12 protein-coding genes are annotated in these 15,737 nt (G+C 55.6%); 2 read left to right on the top strand and 10 right to left on the bottom strand.

Annotation, left to right across the window (positions count from 1 at the left end; all coding sequences use genetic code 11):
* Positions 1-88: 88 nt before the first annotated feature.
* The 6 genes from UF64_RS03845 to UF64_RS03820 all read right to left on the bottom strand — a co-directional run bounded on the left by UF64_RS03845 (position 89) and on the right by UF64_RS03820 (position 9,103).
* Entirely contained in the window at positions 89-3,001 is a 2,913-nt protein-coding gene (locus UF64_RS03845; RefSeq protein WP_044827267.1) for a 2-oxoglutarate dehydrogenase E1 component, read from the bottom strand.
* A 70-nt stretch (positions 3,002-3,071) separates the two neighbouring features.
* Complete coding sequence (gene sucD, locus UF64_RS03840) at positions 3,072-3,947, bottom strand: succinate--CoA ligase subunit alpha (protein ID WP_044827266.1); 876 nt, start codon at positions 3,945-3,947, stop codon at positions 3,072-3,074.
* A gap of 2 nt (positions 3,948-3,949) precedes the next feature.
* Positions 3,950-5,179, bottom strand: a complete 1,230-nt coding sequence (sucC, locus tag UF64_RS03835) for an ADP-forming succinate--CoA ligase subunit beta (RefSeq protein WP_255353079.1) — start codon at positions 5,177-5,179, stop codon at positions 3,950-3,952.
* Positions 5,180-5,319: 140 nt separating this feature from the next.
* On the bottom strand, positions 5,320-6,270 hold the full coding sequence (mdh, locus tag UF64_RS03830; protein WP_044827264.1) for a malate dehydrogenase: 951 nt from the start codon (positions 6,268-6,270) through the stop codon (positions 5,320-5,322).
* A 618-nt stretch (positions 6,271-6,888) separates the two neighbouring features.
* The gene (gene zapE / locus UF64_RS03825) at positions 6,889-8,016 is read right to left on the bottom strand and encodes a cell division protein ZapE (RefSeq protein ID WP_044827263.1); all 1,128 of its coding nucleotides are present in this window, start codon (positions 8,014-8,016) and stop codon (positions 6,889-6,891) included.
* 97 nt (positions 8,017-8,113) lie between these two features.
* Complete coding sequence (locus UF64_RS03820; RefSeq protein ID WP_044827262.1) at positions 8,114-9,103, bottom strand: CorA family divalent cation transporter; 990 nt, start codon at positions 9,101-9,103, stop codon at positions 8,114-8,116.
* Between the two features lie 218 nt (positions 9,104-9,321).
* Here UF64_RS03820 and UF64_RS03815 point away from each other — a divergent pair, with 218 nt between their 5' ends.
* The gene (locus tag UF64_RS03815; protein WP_044827261.1) at positions 9,322-11,940 is read left to right on the top strand and encodes a mechanosensitive ion channel family protein; all 2,619 of its coding nucleotides are present in this window, start codon (positions 9,322-9,324) and stop codon (positions 11,938-11,940) included.
* A 36-nt stretch (positions 11,941-11,976) separates the two neighbouring features.
* Here the strand turns inward: UF64_RS03815 and UF64_RS03810 are convergent, their stop codons facing one another.
* The 3 genes from UF64_RS03810 to nadA form a co-directional block, all read right to left on the bottom strand.
* Positions 11,977-12,402 carry an NUDIX domain-containing protein gene (locus UF64_RS03810; protein WP_052657439.1) on the bottom strand — a complete coding sequence of 142 codons (426 nt, stop codon included), beginning with the start codon at positions 12,400-12,402 and terminating at the stop codon, positions 11,977-11,979.
* 6 nt (positions 12,403-12,408) lie between these two features.
* Positions 12,409-13,248 carry a carboxylating nicotinate-nucleotide diphosphorylase gene (nadC, locus tag UF64_RS03805; protein ID WP_044827260.1) on the bottom strand — a complete coding sequence of 280 codons (840 nt, stop codon included), beginning with the start codon at positions 13,246-13,248 and terminating at the stop codon, positions 12,409-12,411.
* 78 nt (positions 13,249-13,326) lie between these two features.
* Positions 13,327-14,349: a quinolinate synthase NadA gene (nadA, locus tag UF64_RS03800; protein WP_044827259.1), complete on the bottom strand. Its 1,023-nt coding sequence runs from the start codon at positions 14,347-14,349 to the stop codon at positions 13,327-13,329.
* Between the two features lie 368 nt (positions 14,350-14,717).
* Between nadA and UF64_RS03795 the strand changes: the two genes are divergently transcribed.
* Positions 14,718-14,942: a hypothetical protein gene (locus UF64_RS03795; RefSeq protein WP_044827336.1), complete on the top strand. Its 225-nt coding sequence runs from the start codon at positions 14,718-14,720 to the stop codon at positions 14,940-14,942.
* Between the two features lie 49 nt (positions 14,943-14,991).
* On the opposite strand, the gene UF64_RS03790 is transcribed toward UF64_RS03795, so the two are convergent.
* Positions 14,992-15,723: a hypothetical protein gene (locus tag UF64_RS03790; RefSeq protein ID WP_044827258.1), complete on the bottom strand. Its 732-nt coding sequence runs from the start codon at positions 15,721-15,723 to the stop codon at positions 14,992-14,994.
* Between the last annotated feature and the right edge of the window lie 14 nt (positions 15,724-15,737).

Below are 15,737 nucleotides of genomic sequence, written 5' to 3'. Positions count from 1 at the left end.
CAATCAGGCAGTGTGGGTCTGCCAGGATACGAATGAATTCTAAATGAACGGATCGAACGGGCGATTGCTCGCCCGTTCGATGAAAGTGTTAGACGCTCAGTGCCTTGTCGACCAATTCGGCCTGTTCACGCAGGTGAGCCTTCAGAAGACCCGTTGCCGGCGAAGCAGATGCTGCGCGACCGACATAAACAGGACGACCCGTCTTGTGCTTGATGCTCGAAAGCGTTGCTTCGATCCGGCGATCAACAAAGTACCAGGAACCCATGTTCTCTGATTCTTCCTGACACCAGACGACATCAGCATTCGGGTATTTGGCCAGTTCCGCTGCCAGTTCTTTTTCCGGCCACGGATAAAGCTGTTCAACACGCACAAGCGCAACATCTTCGATGCCACGGTTTTCGCGTTCGGCAAGCAGATCGTAATAGACCTTGCCCGACGACAGAACGACGCGTTTGACCTTTTTGTCGTCAACCAGCTTGCCGGTTTCGCTGATCACAGTCTGGAAGGTCGTACCCGGACCGAATTCGGACAGGTTCGACACACACTGCTTGTGACGCAGAAGCGATTTCGGCGTCATCAGGACCAGCGGTTTACGGAAGGAGCGACGAATCTGACGGCGCAGGATGTGGTAATAGTTTGCCGGCGTCGTGCAATTCGCCACCTGCATGTTATTTTCACCACAAAGTTGCAGGTAACGTTCCAGACGTGCGGAACTGTGTTCCGGACCCTGGCCTTCGTAACCGTGCGGCAACAGCATCACCAGACCCGACATACGCAGCCATTTGGCTTCGCCCGAGCTGATGAACTGGTCAATGATGACCTGTGCACCGTTGGCAAAATCACCGAACTGGGCTTCCCAGAGAACCAGCGAATGCGGTTCTGCAAGGGTGATGCCGTATTCAAAGCCAAGAACACCTGCTTCGGACAGCGGCGAGTTGAGAACTTCAAGCTCGGCCTGGCCGGTACGGATGTTGTTGAGCGGGGTGTATTTCGCCTCGTTGGTCTGGTCGACCAGTTTGGCATGACGTTGCGAGAAGGTACCACGCTGGCAATCCTGACCCGACAGACGCACCGGTGTGCCTTCGCACATCAGGGTCCCGAATGCCAGGGCTTCTGCCGTTGCCCAGTCAATGCCTTCGCCGGTTTCAAACATCTTCGCTTTGGCCTTCAGCTGACGAAGGATTTTGCGGTTGATGTCATAGTCACTCGGCGCGGTCGAAAGCGCACGTCCGACTTCCTGAAGAAGATCTTCTTCAACGCCGGTCTTGCCGGTCCAGTCGGCATCGTCGCCATGCGAGGATGCAAGGCCTGACCATTTGCCTTCAAGCCAGTCAGCCTTGTTCGGACGGTAGTTTTCCGACGCCTTGAACTCTTCATCAAGGTAATCCTGGAACGACTTGTCCAGTTCCTTGACGCGTTCTTCGGTCAGAAGACCTTCCTTGACCAGCTGCTTTGCATAGATGTCTTTGGTGGTCGGGTGTTTGCCGATCACGTCATACATCTTCGGCTGGGTGAATGCCGGCTCGTCGCTTTCGTTGTGGCCAAAGCGGCGGTAGCAGAACATGTCGATGACGACGTCCTGCTTGAATTCCTGACGGAATTCGGTCGCGATACGGGCAGCATGAACCACAGCTTCGGGATCGTCACCATTGACGTGCAGGATCGGTGCCTGAACGACTTTGGCGATGTCCGAGCAGTAAGGCGAAGAACGGGAATCAGTCGGTTTGGTCGTGAAACCGATCTGGTTGTTGACCACAAAGTGGATCGTACCACCGGTACGATAGCCTTTGAGGTGCGACAGATCGAAGGTTTCTGCAACAAGACCCTGACCGGCAAAGGCCGCATCACCGTGCAGGAGGATACCCATAACCTGCTCGCGCGATGTGTCTTTACGCTGGGCCTGCTTGGCGCGGACCTTACCAAGAACAACAGTGTTCACCGCTTCAAGGTGCGACGGGTTTGCCGTCAGCGACAGGTGAACGACGTTGCCGTCAAATTCGCGGTCGGCGGAGGTACCAAGGTGATATTTAACGTCACCAGAGCCCATCACGTCGTCCGGCTTGGACGGGTTGCCCATGAATTCCGAGAAGATCGCCTGGAAAGGCTTGCTCATCACGTTGGCAAGAACGTTCAAACGACCACGGTGCGGCATGCCGAACACAACCTCGCGGATGCCAAGCTGGCTACCACGTTTGAGGATCTGTTCAAGCGCCGGCATCAGGGCTTCACCACCATCAATGCCGAAACGCTTGGTGCCGACATATTTGGTGTGCAGATAGTTTTCGAAACCTTCGGCTTCGATCAGGCGCTCAAGGATGGCTTCCTTTCCGCGTGCAGTAAACTGCGTCTGATTGCCGATGCTTTCGATACGCTGCTGAATCCAGGATTTCTGTTCCGGTTCCTGGATATGCATGAATTCGATACCGATCGACCCGCAATAGGTTTTGCGTGCCAGCGAGACAATCTGGCGGATGGTCGCGGTTTCAAGGCCAAGAACATTGGCGATGAAAATCGGACGGTCCAGATCGGCGTCGGTAAAGCCGTAAGTCTTGGGATCAAGTTCCGGATGCGGTTCACGCGGGGTCAGACCCAGCGGATCCAGGTTCGCTTCAAGATGGCCGCGTACGCGATAGGAGCGGATCAGCATCAGGGCGCGAATGGAATCATTGGCCGCAGCACGGATGGCATCAGAATTGACCTGTGCCGCAGAAGGCGCTGCATGGGGTGCCGGTGCGTAGCCCGCGATCGGAGCCGGGCGTTCGGCATGCCCATGTGAGACGTCGTATCCCTCCATGCCGCCAACAACCTTGGTTTCCCGTGGCTGCCAGCTCGGCCCGCGCATTTCTGCGAGGAGTTCGGAGGCGTCGTCCTGCAACCCGTCAAAAAACTCAGCCCAGCTCTGGTCAACCGCAGACGGGCTTTCCAGATACCGGGCATAAAGTTCAGCGATGTAGGTTGCGTTCGACTCGTTAAGAATCGTGTCGAGATCTTGAGGTTTCATTTGTGGTCTTGGAAGGCATGGTCCTCAAGAAGGACCACGCCCCCCCTTGCCTTTCCTCTGACTACCCAGATTAGCCCTTCAAAGCCTTCAGCATGGTCGAGCCGAGGCTTGCCGGGGAATCGGCAACTAGCACGCCAGCGCTGCGCATGGCTTCCATTTTGGCATCCGCGGTACCTTTACCACCGGAGATGATCGCACCGGCGTGGCCCATGCGTTTACCCGGAGGTGCGGTAACACCGGCGATGAAGCCAGCAACCGGTTTTTTGACTTTGGAAGCCTGCAGGAATTCACATGCTTCTTCCTCGGCCGAACCACCGATCTCACCAATCATGATGATGCCTTCGGTTTCCGGATCCTTCAGGAACAGGTCGAGGCAATCGATGAAGTTGGTGCCGTTGACCGGGTCACCACCGATACCGATACAGGTCGACTGACCCAGGCCAGCGGCCGTGGTCTGTGCAACTGCTTCGTAGGTGAGCGTACCGGAACGCGAAACGATACCGATTTTACCGCGGCGGTGAATGTGACCCGGCATGATGCCGATCTTGCATTCGTCCGGGGTGATGATACCCGGGCAGTTCGGGCCGATCAGGCGGGTCGAAGAACCTTCGAGCGCGCGCTTGACGCGGACCATGTCAGCAACCGGAATACCTTCGGTGATGCAGACAGCCAGTTCGACTTTGGCGTCGATGGCTTCAAGAATTGCGTCTGCTGCGAAGGGCGGCGGTACATAGATGACCGAGGCATTGGCGCCGGTCACGTGAACCGCTTCGTCAACAGTGTTGAAAACCGGCAGGTCAAGGTGCTTGGTGCCGCCTTTACCCGGGGTTACACCGCCAACCATCTTGGTGCCGTATGCCAGTGCCTGTTCGCTGTGGAAAGTACCCTGCGAACCAGTGAAACCCTGGCAGATAACTTTGGTGTTTTTATCGACGAGAACAGCCATAGTTACGCGGCCTCCTTCACAGCTTTGACCACCTTCTCGGCGGCATCGGCAAGGTTGTCAGCCGAAACAATCGGCAGACCCGATTCTTCGAGGATCTTCTTGCCAAGTTCGACATTGGTACCTTCAAGGCGAACGACCAGCGGGACGTTCAGGCTGACTTCGCGGGCTGCTGCCACAACGCCGTCTGCGATCACGTCACAACGCATGATACCGCCAAAGATGTTGACCAGGATGCCTTCAACGTTCGGATCCGACAGGATCAGTTTGAAAGCAGTGGTCACGCGTTCTTTGGTTGCGCCGCCACCAACGTCAAGGAAGTTAGCCGGTTCGCCACCATACAGCTTGATGATGTCCATGGTTGCCATGGCAAGGCCTGCGCCGTTGACCATGCAGCCGATGGTGCCATCGAGCTTGATGTAGTTGAGGCTGTGTTTTGCAGCTTCGAGTTCGGCCGGGTTTTCTTCGTCTTCGTCGCGCAGCTCTTCGATGTCCGCGTGGCGGAACAGCGCGTTGTCGTCGAAGTTCATTTTGCAATCAAGCGCGATGATGTCGCCGTCGCCGGTGACGACCAGCGGGTTGATTTCAACCATGGCAGCATCGGTGTCGAGGAAGCACTGGTACATCGCCGACATGAATTTGACAGCTTTGGAAACCTGCTTGCCTTCAAGGCCAAGTGCAAACGCCAGTTTGCGACCGTGGAAGCCCGAGAAGCCGGCAGCCGGATCGATGTCAACAGTGACGATCTTTTCCGGGGTTGCTTCGGCAACTTCTTCGATGTCCATGCCGCCTTCGGTCGAAGCCATGAAGATCACGCGCGAGCAAGCGCGGTCGACGAGAACCGAAAGATACAGTTCGCGTGCGATGTCGCAGCCTTCTTCGATGTAAACGCGTTTGACTTCTTTGCCTTCCGGGCCGGTCTGGTGGGTAACCAAGGTGGAGCCGAGCATCTGTTCAGCGTTCACGCCGACTTCTTCCGGGCTCTTGACGACGCGAACGCCGCCCTTATCACCTGCCTTGGCTTCCTTGAAGGTGCCCTTACCGCGGCCACCTGCATGGATCTGGGACTTTACCACGTAAACCGGGCCAGCCTGGGACTGGGCAGCTTCGATGGCTTCCTGAGCGGTATATGCAACCTTGCCGTTCGGCACGGTCACACCGTATTTGCGAAGAATTTCTTTCGCCTGGTACTCATGAATATTCATGTTCGGTCGCTTTCTTGCCTTCCGTACGATTTCCGGTGGGTCAGAAATCTGGATTTCAATGTCCCTGCAAAAGCATATGGGACTTTGTTAAGAGGCCGCGATCATTGAAGTTTGAATAACAACAATGATTGAAAAACGGGCCGGTCAATGACCAGCCCGTTTCGCGTTCTTTAGAGCATGCCCTTGGCAGCATCGACAAGGCCGCGAACAGCGTTCACGGAATTCTCGAAGTTTGCCTTTTCGGACTCGTCGAGATTGATCTCAACGATGCGCTCCACACCGCCAGCACCCAGAACAACCGGGACGCCGACGTAAATACCATCAACACCGTATTCGCCGCTCAGGTAAGCAGCAACCGGCATGACGCGTTTCTGGTCTTTCAGGTAGCTTTCTGCCATCGCAACAGCCGATGCTGCCGGCGCATAGAAAGCGGAACCGGTCTTGAGCAGGGCAACGATCTCGGCGCCGCCATCACGGGTGCGCTGAACGATCTCGTCGATTTTTTCCTGCGTGGTCCAACCCATTTTGATCAGATCCGGAACCGGGATACCGGCAACGGTCGAATAACGGATCGACGGGACCATGGTGTCGCCGTGGCCGCCCAGAACGAAGGCGGTAACGTCTTTGACCGAAACGTTGAATTCTTCTGCGAGGAAGTAACGGAAACGCGCAGAGTCCAGAACGCCTGCCATGCCGACAACTTTCTTCGGATCGAAGCCGGTTGCCTGCTGCATGACCCAAACCATCGCATCAAGCGGGTTGGTGATCACGATGACGAATGCGTTCGGAGCGTGTTCCTTGATGCCCTGACCAACCTGGGTCATGACTTTGGTGTTGATACCAATCAGGTCATCGCGGCTCATGCCCGGCTTGCGAGCAACACCGGCGGTGACGATGACGACATCAGCGCCTGCGATGTCTTTGTAGTCACTGGTACCCTTGAGGTCGGCATCAAACATGTCGACGGGGGAGGATTCAGCAATGTCAAGCGACTTGCCCTGTGGCATGCCATCAACGATGTCGAAAAGGACGACGTCGCCAAGCTCTTTCAGACCGACGAGGTGAGCAAGGGTGCCACCGATATTGCCGGCGCCGACGAGCGCGATCTTGTTGCGGGCCATTCCGTTACCTTCTTCCCTATTGCGCTTCCTGGGGGTCGAAACTCAACTTGGGAGCGCGATTGAAAATTTAAACCTGCGAACGCGAAATAATCGTTCGTAAACATCGAGTGTCGTAAACTGAATCGGCACGAATGACAAGGGGAAACCCCACTGTTTTTACGAGGAAAACCGCCGGTTCGGGGTTTATTGCAACTATGGTCTAAACGCTCAAAAACCACTCACGTTGCATGTGCGAAGGTGGGCAAATGCGCAGCAAAACCAAAGCTGGTTTGCGATTGCGGCCTGCCTAAATGAAAGGCAGTACGCGCCTTTGCTGCGAATTCGTGCGTATGAACCTGATTACACTGCCGCAGCATTGCATGAAACGGCCATCAGCCATGCGATCCAGGTGGGGACCTGATTTGGGCTATATGACGAATTTTGCGTGAAGCTTCGTTTATCCTGCGTCAAACGCAAGAATCACCCGGTGATAAGCGCTCATATGGCGAATAATTGCGATGATTACAAAACGGCCCAACCGGAGTCGTTTTTGCCCGGCTTCCAGCCAGTTGGGATACTCGTTCGCGGCCCGGGCAACACCCGCAGGTTTGGTCGCCCGATTGTGCCGGTTTTTTGCAATCAGGTCAGGTGCGCCATATCGAGATATTCCTGACTGCGCATTTCGGTCATGCGCGACACCGTGCGCTGGAATTCAAAGGAATAATCGCCGTCGGTGTAAATCTCGGTCGGATCGCATTCGATCGCACAGATCAGCTTGGTTTTATGTTCATACATCGCATCGACCAGCGTTCCGAACCGCTTGGCCCAGTCACGACGGGAGTCCGGCAATTTCGGAATGAAATCAATCACGATGGTATGGAAATGGGTCGCAAGTGCGATGTAGTCCCCCGGCCCCAATGGCCGGGTGCAGAGCTCATCAAAGGTGAATTTGGCAACACCAGCCCCGGCGGCAGCAATTTCGATCTTGCGGCCCTTCACCGTCAGGCTGTCTGGCGCAACGCGCGCGCCTTCAGTAAGCGTTGCGAACATTTCATCAACGCGCGCAGGTGCTTCTTCGCGGGTCGTCGGATACAGGAAGACCTCGGCCGCTGTCAGGTTGCGCATGCGGTAATCGGTCGGGCTGGCGAGTTCCAGCACATCAAGCTTCTGCTTGATCATGTCGATAAACGGCAGGAAGTTCTGTCGCTGCAGGCCATCCTTATAAAGATCATCAGGCACGCGGTTGGATGTCGTGACAATCACCACCCCATGTTCAAACAGATGTTCGAACAGACGGCCCAGGATCATCGCATCGGTGATGTCGGTAACCTGCATCTCGTCAAAGCACAGCAACCAGGCATCCTTGGCGAGGTCCTTGGCAATTGGCGGGATCGGGTCCGCCTCATCCTTTTTCTTGGTCTGGCGATAACGGTGCATGCGTTCATGCACATCCTGCATGAAGTCATGGAAATGCACGCGACGCTTTTTTTCAATGTCGATGGTTTCATAGAACAGATCCATCAACATGGATTTGCCACGCCCGACTTCGCCATAGATGTAAAGCCCAAGCGGCGGGGTCGGCTCATCGCGCCTGCGCGTCAGGCCAAACCGTTCGCGCCAGCCGCCCGTGCCGGTTGCCGGCTCGTAATGGTCCAGCGCGTGTTTCAGGCTTTGCAGCTTTTCGGCGCACAATTCCTGCATCGGATCGTGGGCCAGCTCACCAGCGGTGATTTTCGCGCGGTAACGGGAAAGCGGGCCGTCGGTCATCAACAAATCTCGGATGCAGTGAAAGAAATCAACGTCGTGACTTTGTCATAGCTCCAACTTGCATCGCATTGCAACAAGACGCTTTGCAATGCTGCCATCAGATCAGGCGCATCTTTTTGAACAGCCAGATTTCAAAAGCCGTGATCACGGCAAGAATGATTGACACCCCGACGAAGCCATACGGGCTGTCGGTTGCCGGAACGCCGCCGACATTGATCCCCAAAAGCCCGGTGACAAAACTGATCGGCAGGAACAGTCCTGCAATCACCGTCAGCCAGTACATGGTGCGGTTCATCTGTTCGCTTTCGATCGCCATCAGGTTTTCATTCACGATCTGAAGGCGTTCGCGCAGTGAATCAAATTCTTCGACCAGACGCACGGTCTTGTCGGTCAGGGCGCGGGCACGACGTTTGAACCGCTTGTCGGACCAAGCCGGTTTCAATTCGACATAGTTTGCCAGTGCATCGCGTTGCGGTCCCAGATGGCGGCGCAGGCGCGACAACATATGGCGGATATCTGATCCACGTTTGCGTAGCGGGAGGGTCTTGCCTTCGGCCACAGTTTCCTGATCATCCTCGAGGGCTTCGACCTCGTCCTCCATGCCGCGCACGACATTTTCAACGCGGTAAGCAAGCCGTTCGGCAACGGTCAGGACAAAGTCATCAATGCTGTTGGGCGCCTTGCCCTCGGCAATGGCGGCGCGCATGTCATCAAACGCCTTAAGCGGCTGATTGCGCAGCGTGATCACCATGTTGCTTGTGACCCAGAAACGTACCGAAATCATGTCGGCCGGATCATTTTCCGCATTCAGGTTGACCCCGCGCAGATTAAGCGAATAGCCCGGATCATAGAAAAACACCGCCGGGCGGGTGCCGCGCGTCGAAAGCGTGTCGGTGATGGTGGCATCAATGCCCGCTACATTGATCAGCCAGTCGCGCACCCCATCGCCCATCCAGTCCAGATGCACCCAAAGGTAATTGCCCTCGGCAATCTCGGGCAGGTCGGCTTGCAGGGCATCCCAGCCGACTGCTTGTGCCGTGCCGCTCGGGGTAATTTCAAAAGCATTGATCAACGCGGTTTTGCTCATCGCGGGCTCCTTGGCTGACCGTGCGTGTACGGGTCAGGAACGGGGTTATTATCAACGCATCACTGAACGGGAACGAAACGTTAGATGATTCGTTACTGTTCTCAGTGTAGGGTTTGGCTCTGTGAACAAGTATCAAGCCAACCTGTTTACAAAACGCGAAAAGCACTCAAGAAACGGAAGCCGGGTTTGATCCCGGGCATCAAAATGGATCATCAGGCATGACATCAGTTCGTCAGGTAATCGCGGGTCTTGCAATCTGTCTGTTTGCAATGACGGCCTCCTTCGGGGTGGTGGCGCAATCAAGTGCTCAGCGCTCCGAAACCGTTCAAAGGATCGAACTCGATAATGCCCAGGACCGCATCGCGGAATGGGAAAGCACGCTTGATGAACTTGAAGATTCGATTTCCGGTGAAGATATTACCGGCCGCGTGATTGCCGATGGTCGCGACCGGATCGAGACCATCCAGCTTGCCATCAATGAGCTGCGCGGGCGTGCCAATGATCGCCTGCAGCGCTTTGAAGCTGCCCTTGGCAAACTTGGCGAACCGCCGGCAGAAGGCGAAGAAGAAGTCCCCGAAGTCGCGCGTGAACGCGAAGACATTAACGAGAATATCGCGCGCGTTGGCGGTGTGATCAAACAGCTTGAACTGGTCAATTTCCGCGCCAGCGAACTCTCTGATCAGCTTGCCGGTCTGGCCCGCGAACGCTTTACCCGCCGTATTCTGGGCCGGGTTGATGTACCGCTTGATCCGGTTGTCTGGTTCGATGCCTGGGGTGAAATCGTCAAGCTACCCAGCATGGTTCAGGCGCGCTATTCCAACCTTGAACTTGAAGGCGAGGTCGCCGATCAACTTGCCGAAGTGGCCCCCGGACTGGTTCTTTTGACCTTCATTGTCATTGCCGCCCTGATTGGCGGCGAGGTGGTTGTGCTGCGCTATATCCCGGCGCGCTGGAACTCTGTGCCCGACGAAGACAGGGTGTCATTGATTTCAGGCACGCGGTTCCTGTTTACCGCCTTGGTGCCGGGGATCGCACTTTTGATTGCCTATGGCATCCTTGATTCGCGCGAGGCGTTGCTAAGTGGCGCGATGGGCGACTTTGTCCTGCAATGCTTTGCGGCGGCCCTGTTCCTGTTGTTTGTCGGTGCTGCAATCCGCAGTGTGCATTCACCCTTTGCCCCAACCTTGCGTCGCTCGGGTACAACGCCGCAAGGCGCACGGGTTGTCGGGTTCTGTTCGCTGGCTGTTGCGGTGATCTTTGCCTTTGACATGGTGCTGCTGCAAGGGGCGACGACGCTGGGCACCTCGCTTGATATTGCGCTGGTCCAAAGCATCTCGAACGTTCTGGTCATTTCAGTTCTGCTCTTTGTTTCCTCGCTTGGGATGTTCTGGCAGCATGATGAACGCGACCGGCACGAGTTCTGGGCAAAAATCGAACGCCGTTCGCGCCGGGGGCTGAAGGTTGTCGCGATCCTGATGCCCGTGCTGATGGTTGTCGGCTATGTCGCGCTTGCGCGCTTCATCCTTGAAAACCTGATGATGGCGCTGGCCTTCCTGACGTGTTACTGGCTGCTGCGCGCTTATTGCCGCGCGCTTATGCACACCTATCTGGTGCGCCCCGAAAGCAGCGAAGACAGCACTGTTAGTGATGCGGTGCATGGCACGCTGTATTTCTGGCTGCGGGTTTTGATTGATGTGGTGATGGTGTCCATCGCCGTGCCGGTCGCGGTGATGATCTTTACCGACATTGCTTGGGCCGATCTTATTCTGGCGGTTCAGCAGGCCTTTATCGGCATTCAGGTTGGCGGCATTCATTTCTCGCTGCGTTCCATCCTGCTCGCCGCCCTGATGTTTGTCATCGTGCTGGCCGTCATGCGCTTCTTCCAGCGGATGCTCAGCACGCGTGTTCTGCCCAACACCAAGCTTGATCAGGGGCTGCAACATTCCGTCTCGGCGATCTTTGGCTATGCCGGCATCTGCCTTGCGATCCTGCTTGCGGTATCTGCTGCCGGGCTTGATCTGTCCAACCTTGCCATCATCGCCGGTGCCATTTCGGTCGGTATCGGTTTTGGCATGCAAAGCATCGTGAACAACTTCGTCTCGGGCCTCATCCTTCTGGTCGAACGCCCGATCAAGGTCGGTGACTGGATCGTGGTCGGGGCTGATCAGGGCTTTGTCAAAGACATCCGGGTGCGTGCGACTGAAATCGAGACCTTTGACCGCTCCTCGATCGTTATTCCGAACTCCGAGCTGATTTCAAACCGGGTTTTGAACTGGACGCTCAAGGAGCGCTCGGGCCGTGGCATCATCAAGATCGGTGTGTCTTATGGTGCCGATGTCGAAAAGGTTCGCGAGATCCTGTTTGAAATGGCCGACAAACGCCGCGAGATCCTGACCTATCCGGCACCGCAGGTGGTGTTTATGGATTTCGGGGCCAGCTCGCTTGATTTCGAACTGCGCTATTTCCTACGTGACATTGGTGATGTCATTGCGGTCGCAAGCTCGATCCGCTTCGAGCTGGTGCAGCGCTTCCGCGATGAAGGCATCGAAATTCCGTTCCCGCAGCGTGACCTTAACCTGCGCGATATCGACAAGCTGACCGATGCCATCCGTGATGCCGGCAAGGGCGCGCCGAAAAAGATCACCGAGGTCGAACCAGAAGAACCCGAAACGTCCGAGGATAAACCCGACGACACCTCGTGTGACACGGATGATAGCGGAGCTGATCAAAAGGCCGCCCCACCATCGGCGGCCAAGGATATCTCGCGTGATCGCGATGCATCGGGGCGTGAAATACCCGATGCCGGCGGCAATCCGGACGGCGATGCGCCACGCTAAGGGCGCTGTCCTTGCTGGATCATTTGGTTTTGAAAATCAGATGTCGAACAGCGCAGCTGTGATCTTCTGGCCCATCGGGGCCAGAAGGTGGCGGTCGCGTGGTGACAGCCATCTGAGTTCGGCGATCTCGCTTGCCGGGGCAAGGGTGCCGGTATAGGTGCCGGTAAAACAGGTCATGCGAATGATCGCGTCGTCGGGCTGGTTGTGCCCTTGTCCGGCAAAGGTGCCCAGTTGGCGCAATGTGCCGGGCACAAGCTTGACACCGAGTTCTTCATTGATTTCACGTTTGATGGCTTCACGGGCGGTTTCACCCGGATCGATCTTGCCACCGGGAAGATAAAACCGGTCGCGGCCGTGGCTTCTGACCGACAGGATGTTCTCGCCATCGCGCAAAATCCAGTTGGCAGTTTCGATCACCTTGATAAGGGCAGGGTCTGTTGAGCTGTGACTGCTTTCACGCATGCGGCCTCACAGGATTGCAACATCAAGTCCGATATCAACGGCCGGTGCGGATTGGGTAATCCGCCCGACGGAAACATAGTCGACCCCGGTTGCGGCAATCGCACCGATGGTCTGAAGGTTTACACCCCCGGATGCCTCAGTCTTGCAGCGACCAGCGACAATTGCAACCGCTGCGCGCAACATATCCGGTCCCATGTTATCAAGCAGGATGATATCCGCGCCGGCCTCGGTTGCCTCTTTCACCTGATCAAGCGTGTCGCATTCCACCTCGATCTTGGGCAGGTTGGCGGCACGCGCGGCCTCGACACATTTGGTGATCGATCCGACAACACCGATATGGTTGTCCTTGATCATCACCCCGTCATAAAGCCCCATGCGGTGGTTCTGTGCACCGCCCATGCGGGTGGCGTATTTTTCCATTTTGCGCCAACCGGGCAGGGTCTTGCGGGTATCAAGAAGCTTCGCCGTCGTCTCCCCCATCGCCGCAACATAGGTGCGCGTTGTGGTGGCAATGCCCGAAAGATGCTGCAGGGTATTAAGGGCGGTACGCTCTGCGGTCAGGATACCGCGTGCATTGCCCTCGACCACGGCCATGACGTCCTTGGCGGAAATCGCATCGCCGTCTTCGCAGCGCTTTTCGATCTTTGCATCCGGTACCAGCTTGCGGAAGCATTCAAGCGCGATATCAAGCCCGGCAACCACAATATCCTCGCGGGTTTCAAGGGCTACCCGCAAGCGCGCATCGGCGGGAATGACATTGTCTGATGTGATGTCACCGGTGCCGATATCCTCGGCAAAGGAACGATCAATGAATTCCGCGATTTCGGTTTGGGTCAGGACGGTCATGATGGCGGGCTGCTTTGAATTCTGATGGGGAATGGCAAACAGCCCCGCAAGATTTGCGGGGCTGTGAGATCAATCGGCTTAGGCCGCGTCGTCTTTTTTGACCGGAATGTTTTTTGACATTTCCAGCATGCGTTTAAGCGGCTTCACCGCATTGACACGCAAGTCTTCGGGCATGACGATCTGCGGGCCGTTATTGACCAGGCAGAGATAGAGCTTCTCAAGCGTGTTCAGCTCCATGAACGGGCAGTTGTTGCACGCGCACGATCCGTCGGCACCCGGCACCGGAATGAATTCCTTCTGCGGGGCGGCCTTTTCCATCTGGTGGATGATGTGCGGCTCGGTCGCGATCAGATATTTCTGATCCGGACCGTTGATCACATATTCCAGAATGGCGCGGGTCGAACCAATGTGATCGGCGTGTTTGAGGATACCGTCATGGCATTCCGGGTGAGCCGCGATCTTGGCATCCGGGTTCTGGGTCTTGAGACGGATCAGCTCACGCTCGGAGAACTGCTCATGCACGATGCACGACCCGTTCCAAAGCGTCATGTCACGGCCGGTCTTCTTGGCAAGATAGGAACCAAGATGGCGGTCCGGCGCCCACAGGATCGGCTGATCTGCTGGGATCTGATCAATGATCTCGGCCGCATTCGACGAAGTCACGATGATATCGGACGCCGCCTTCACCTCGGCCGAGCAGTTGATATAGGTGATCGATACGTGATCAGGATGCTGTTCGCGGAACTTGCGGAACGGTTCCGGCTGGCAAGAATCTTCGAGCGAGCAACCCGCTTTGGAATCCGGCAGCAGAACGGTTTTGTTCGGGCTCAGGATTTTGGCAACTTCGGCCATGAAGCGCACGCCGCAAAACACGATGACATCGGCATCGGTTGCTGCTGCCTTGCGCGACAGATCAAGGCTGTCACCGACAAAGTCGGCAAGGTCCTGAATTTCCCCATCCTGATAGTAATGGGCCAGAATGATCGCATTCTTTTCCTTTTTCAGGCGCTGAATCTCAGCTTCCAGATCAAGGGTGGGATCAATCTGCATTTCCGACATTGCGTCGGCCGAGGCCTCGGCAATGGTGATCATTTCATTCATGGCGTCTTCTCATCTCGCCTGGTTGCAAGCCGGAGATAATGCGCGGGGCCCGGCATCGCAAGTTAATGACAGTTTGAAGACTTCAATATCGCCATTGGGCAGGGATGGCAAGGAATTGGGCGGCAAAGAAAGGCTGCGTTGCGTCAACAACAGCCGATCTGATTGATAAATCTCAGTGCTGCTACCTTTGAGCAATTCTATGTTCGGCCCCGATTACGTAACGGATTGGCGATGAAACGCGCTTTCACAAACACGGTTTCGCTGTTTTTTCGCCCGCTGTTACATGCCTGCCTTGTAGAATAAGAAATATGCGCGGGTCCCAGATCGGGGCATAAGGCGCATAGCGAATACATATGAGAGTCTTGAACATGGATTGGGTCCCGATCGCCTTTGGCACGTTTAAAGCTGCCGCACTGCTTATCGCGATGTTCTTGGCCATCAAATGGCATTACGACCAGGGCCAAAAGTACGGCAGGCAAGCCGTCCTGCGCGCCAGCGCCAAGGTAGCCGGCCTTTTTGTGCTCGCTCTTCTGGTTGTCGGCGGCATCACGCTTGCGCTTAGCAATTTCCTTGGGTTGGACTTGAGCTACTGATCGCCGTGTCATTGGCCCCGCAGAAATTCTCTCTCACGACACTTAAGGCTCATGTGAGAGAGCTTTCTCTTACGTTTCTTGCCGGAACTGTTGCATGTGTTGCAGTCTTAATATCGCTGAGCGTGCGTGAGTAAGATACAATATCGAATTCATCGATCACTACGGTGCCGTAGTCTCGATCTACTAGTTTATCAAGGTGCGACGCGAACTTCTTTGGGTCAGATAGCAGCTCCGAAAACATGATCATGCTGGCGTGACAAGTGTTTCGCACTTTCTCAATAGTAGGCTCTGGTCCTGGGCGAATAAGTTTCCGGGCCTCCAGCTCTAGGAAGTATCTCCTCCTCAGTTCAATTAGGTCAAAATGCGGGTACCCGCAAAGTAACACACCAGTTCTAACACCAATCAAACCTTTGAATGACACCTCTAACGGAGCGTAGTCCTCTATCGCAGCCTGCATAGCATCAGCGTATCCAACAACATCATGATCGTCATCGGCTATGTTTGGGCGGAAGCCCTCATTTGAACGGACGGTGACATGAACACTGCTTTGGTCATACGCCGCATGGGCATTGCCCAATGTGTTTCGGAGCTCAGAGATATCTCTCCAAAGTTCAGTGCTCAGTTTTGGACGGAAAACAGTGCTTATCCCCCAGCGAAGTTCGCCGGGTAATGGCAGAGGATCGACAACGATATCATTCTCGATAATTGCTTCTCGGTTTTCCCCTCGAATTTTTGCATAGAGCGCATCAAGGTCATCGAAGCTTCTGCTATTAAAGGTCAAGGCAATCCCCTTTG

Source organism: Thalassospira sp. HJ, from assembly GCF_000948415.1.
Classification (GTDB): Bacteria; Pseudomonadota; Alphaproteobacteria; order Rhodospirillales; family Thalassospiraceae; genus Thalassospira.
This window is presented reverse-complemented; position numbering and strand designations above follow the sequence as displayed.

Coding starts and splice junctions, on each gene's coding strand:
- UF64_RS03845 (WP_044827267.1), bottom strand. CDS start 3,001: ATGAAACCTCAAGATCTCGACACGATTCTTAACGAGTCGAACGCAACC.
- sucD (WP_044827266.1), bottom strand. CDS start 3,947: ATGGCTGTTCTCGTCGATAAAAACACCAAAGTTATCTGCCAGGGTTTC.
- mdh (WP_044827264.1), bottom strand. CDS start 6,270: ATGGCCCGCAACAAGATCGCGCTCGTCGGCGCCGGCAATATCGGTGGC.
- zapE (WP_044827263.1), bottom strand. CDS start 8,016: ATGACCGACGGCCCGCTTTCCCGTTACCGCGCGAAAATCACCGCTGGT.
- UF64_RS03820 (WP_044827262.1), bottom strand. CDS start 9,103: ATGAGCAAAACCGCGTTGATCAATGCTTTTGAAATTACCCCGAGCGGC.
- UF64_RS03815 (WP_044827261.1), top strand. CDS start 9,322: ATGACATCAGTTCGTCAGGTAATCGCGGGTCTTGCAATCTGTCTGTTT.
- UF64_RS03810 (WP_052657439.1), bottom strand. CDS start 12,402: ATGCGTGAAAGCAGTCACAGCTCAACAGACCCTGCCCTTATCAAGGTG.
- nadC (WP_044827260.1), bottom strand. CDS start 13,248: ATGACCGTCCTGACCCAAACCGAAATCGCGGAATTCATTGATCGTTCC.
- nadA (WP_044827259.1), bottom strand. CDS start 14,349: ATGAATGAAATGATCACCATTGCCGAGGCCTCGGCCGACGCAATGTCG.
- UF64_RS03795 (WP_044827336.1), top strand. CDS start 14,718: ATGGATTGGGTCCCGATCGCCTTTGGCACGTTTAAAGCTGCCGCACTG.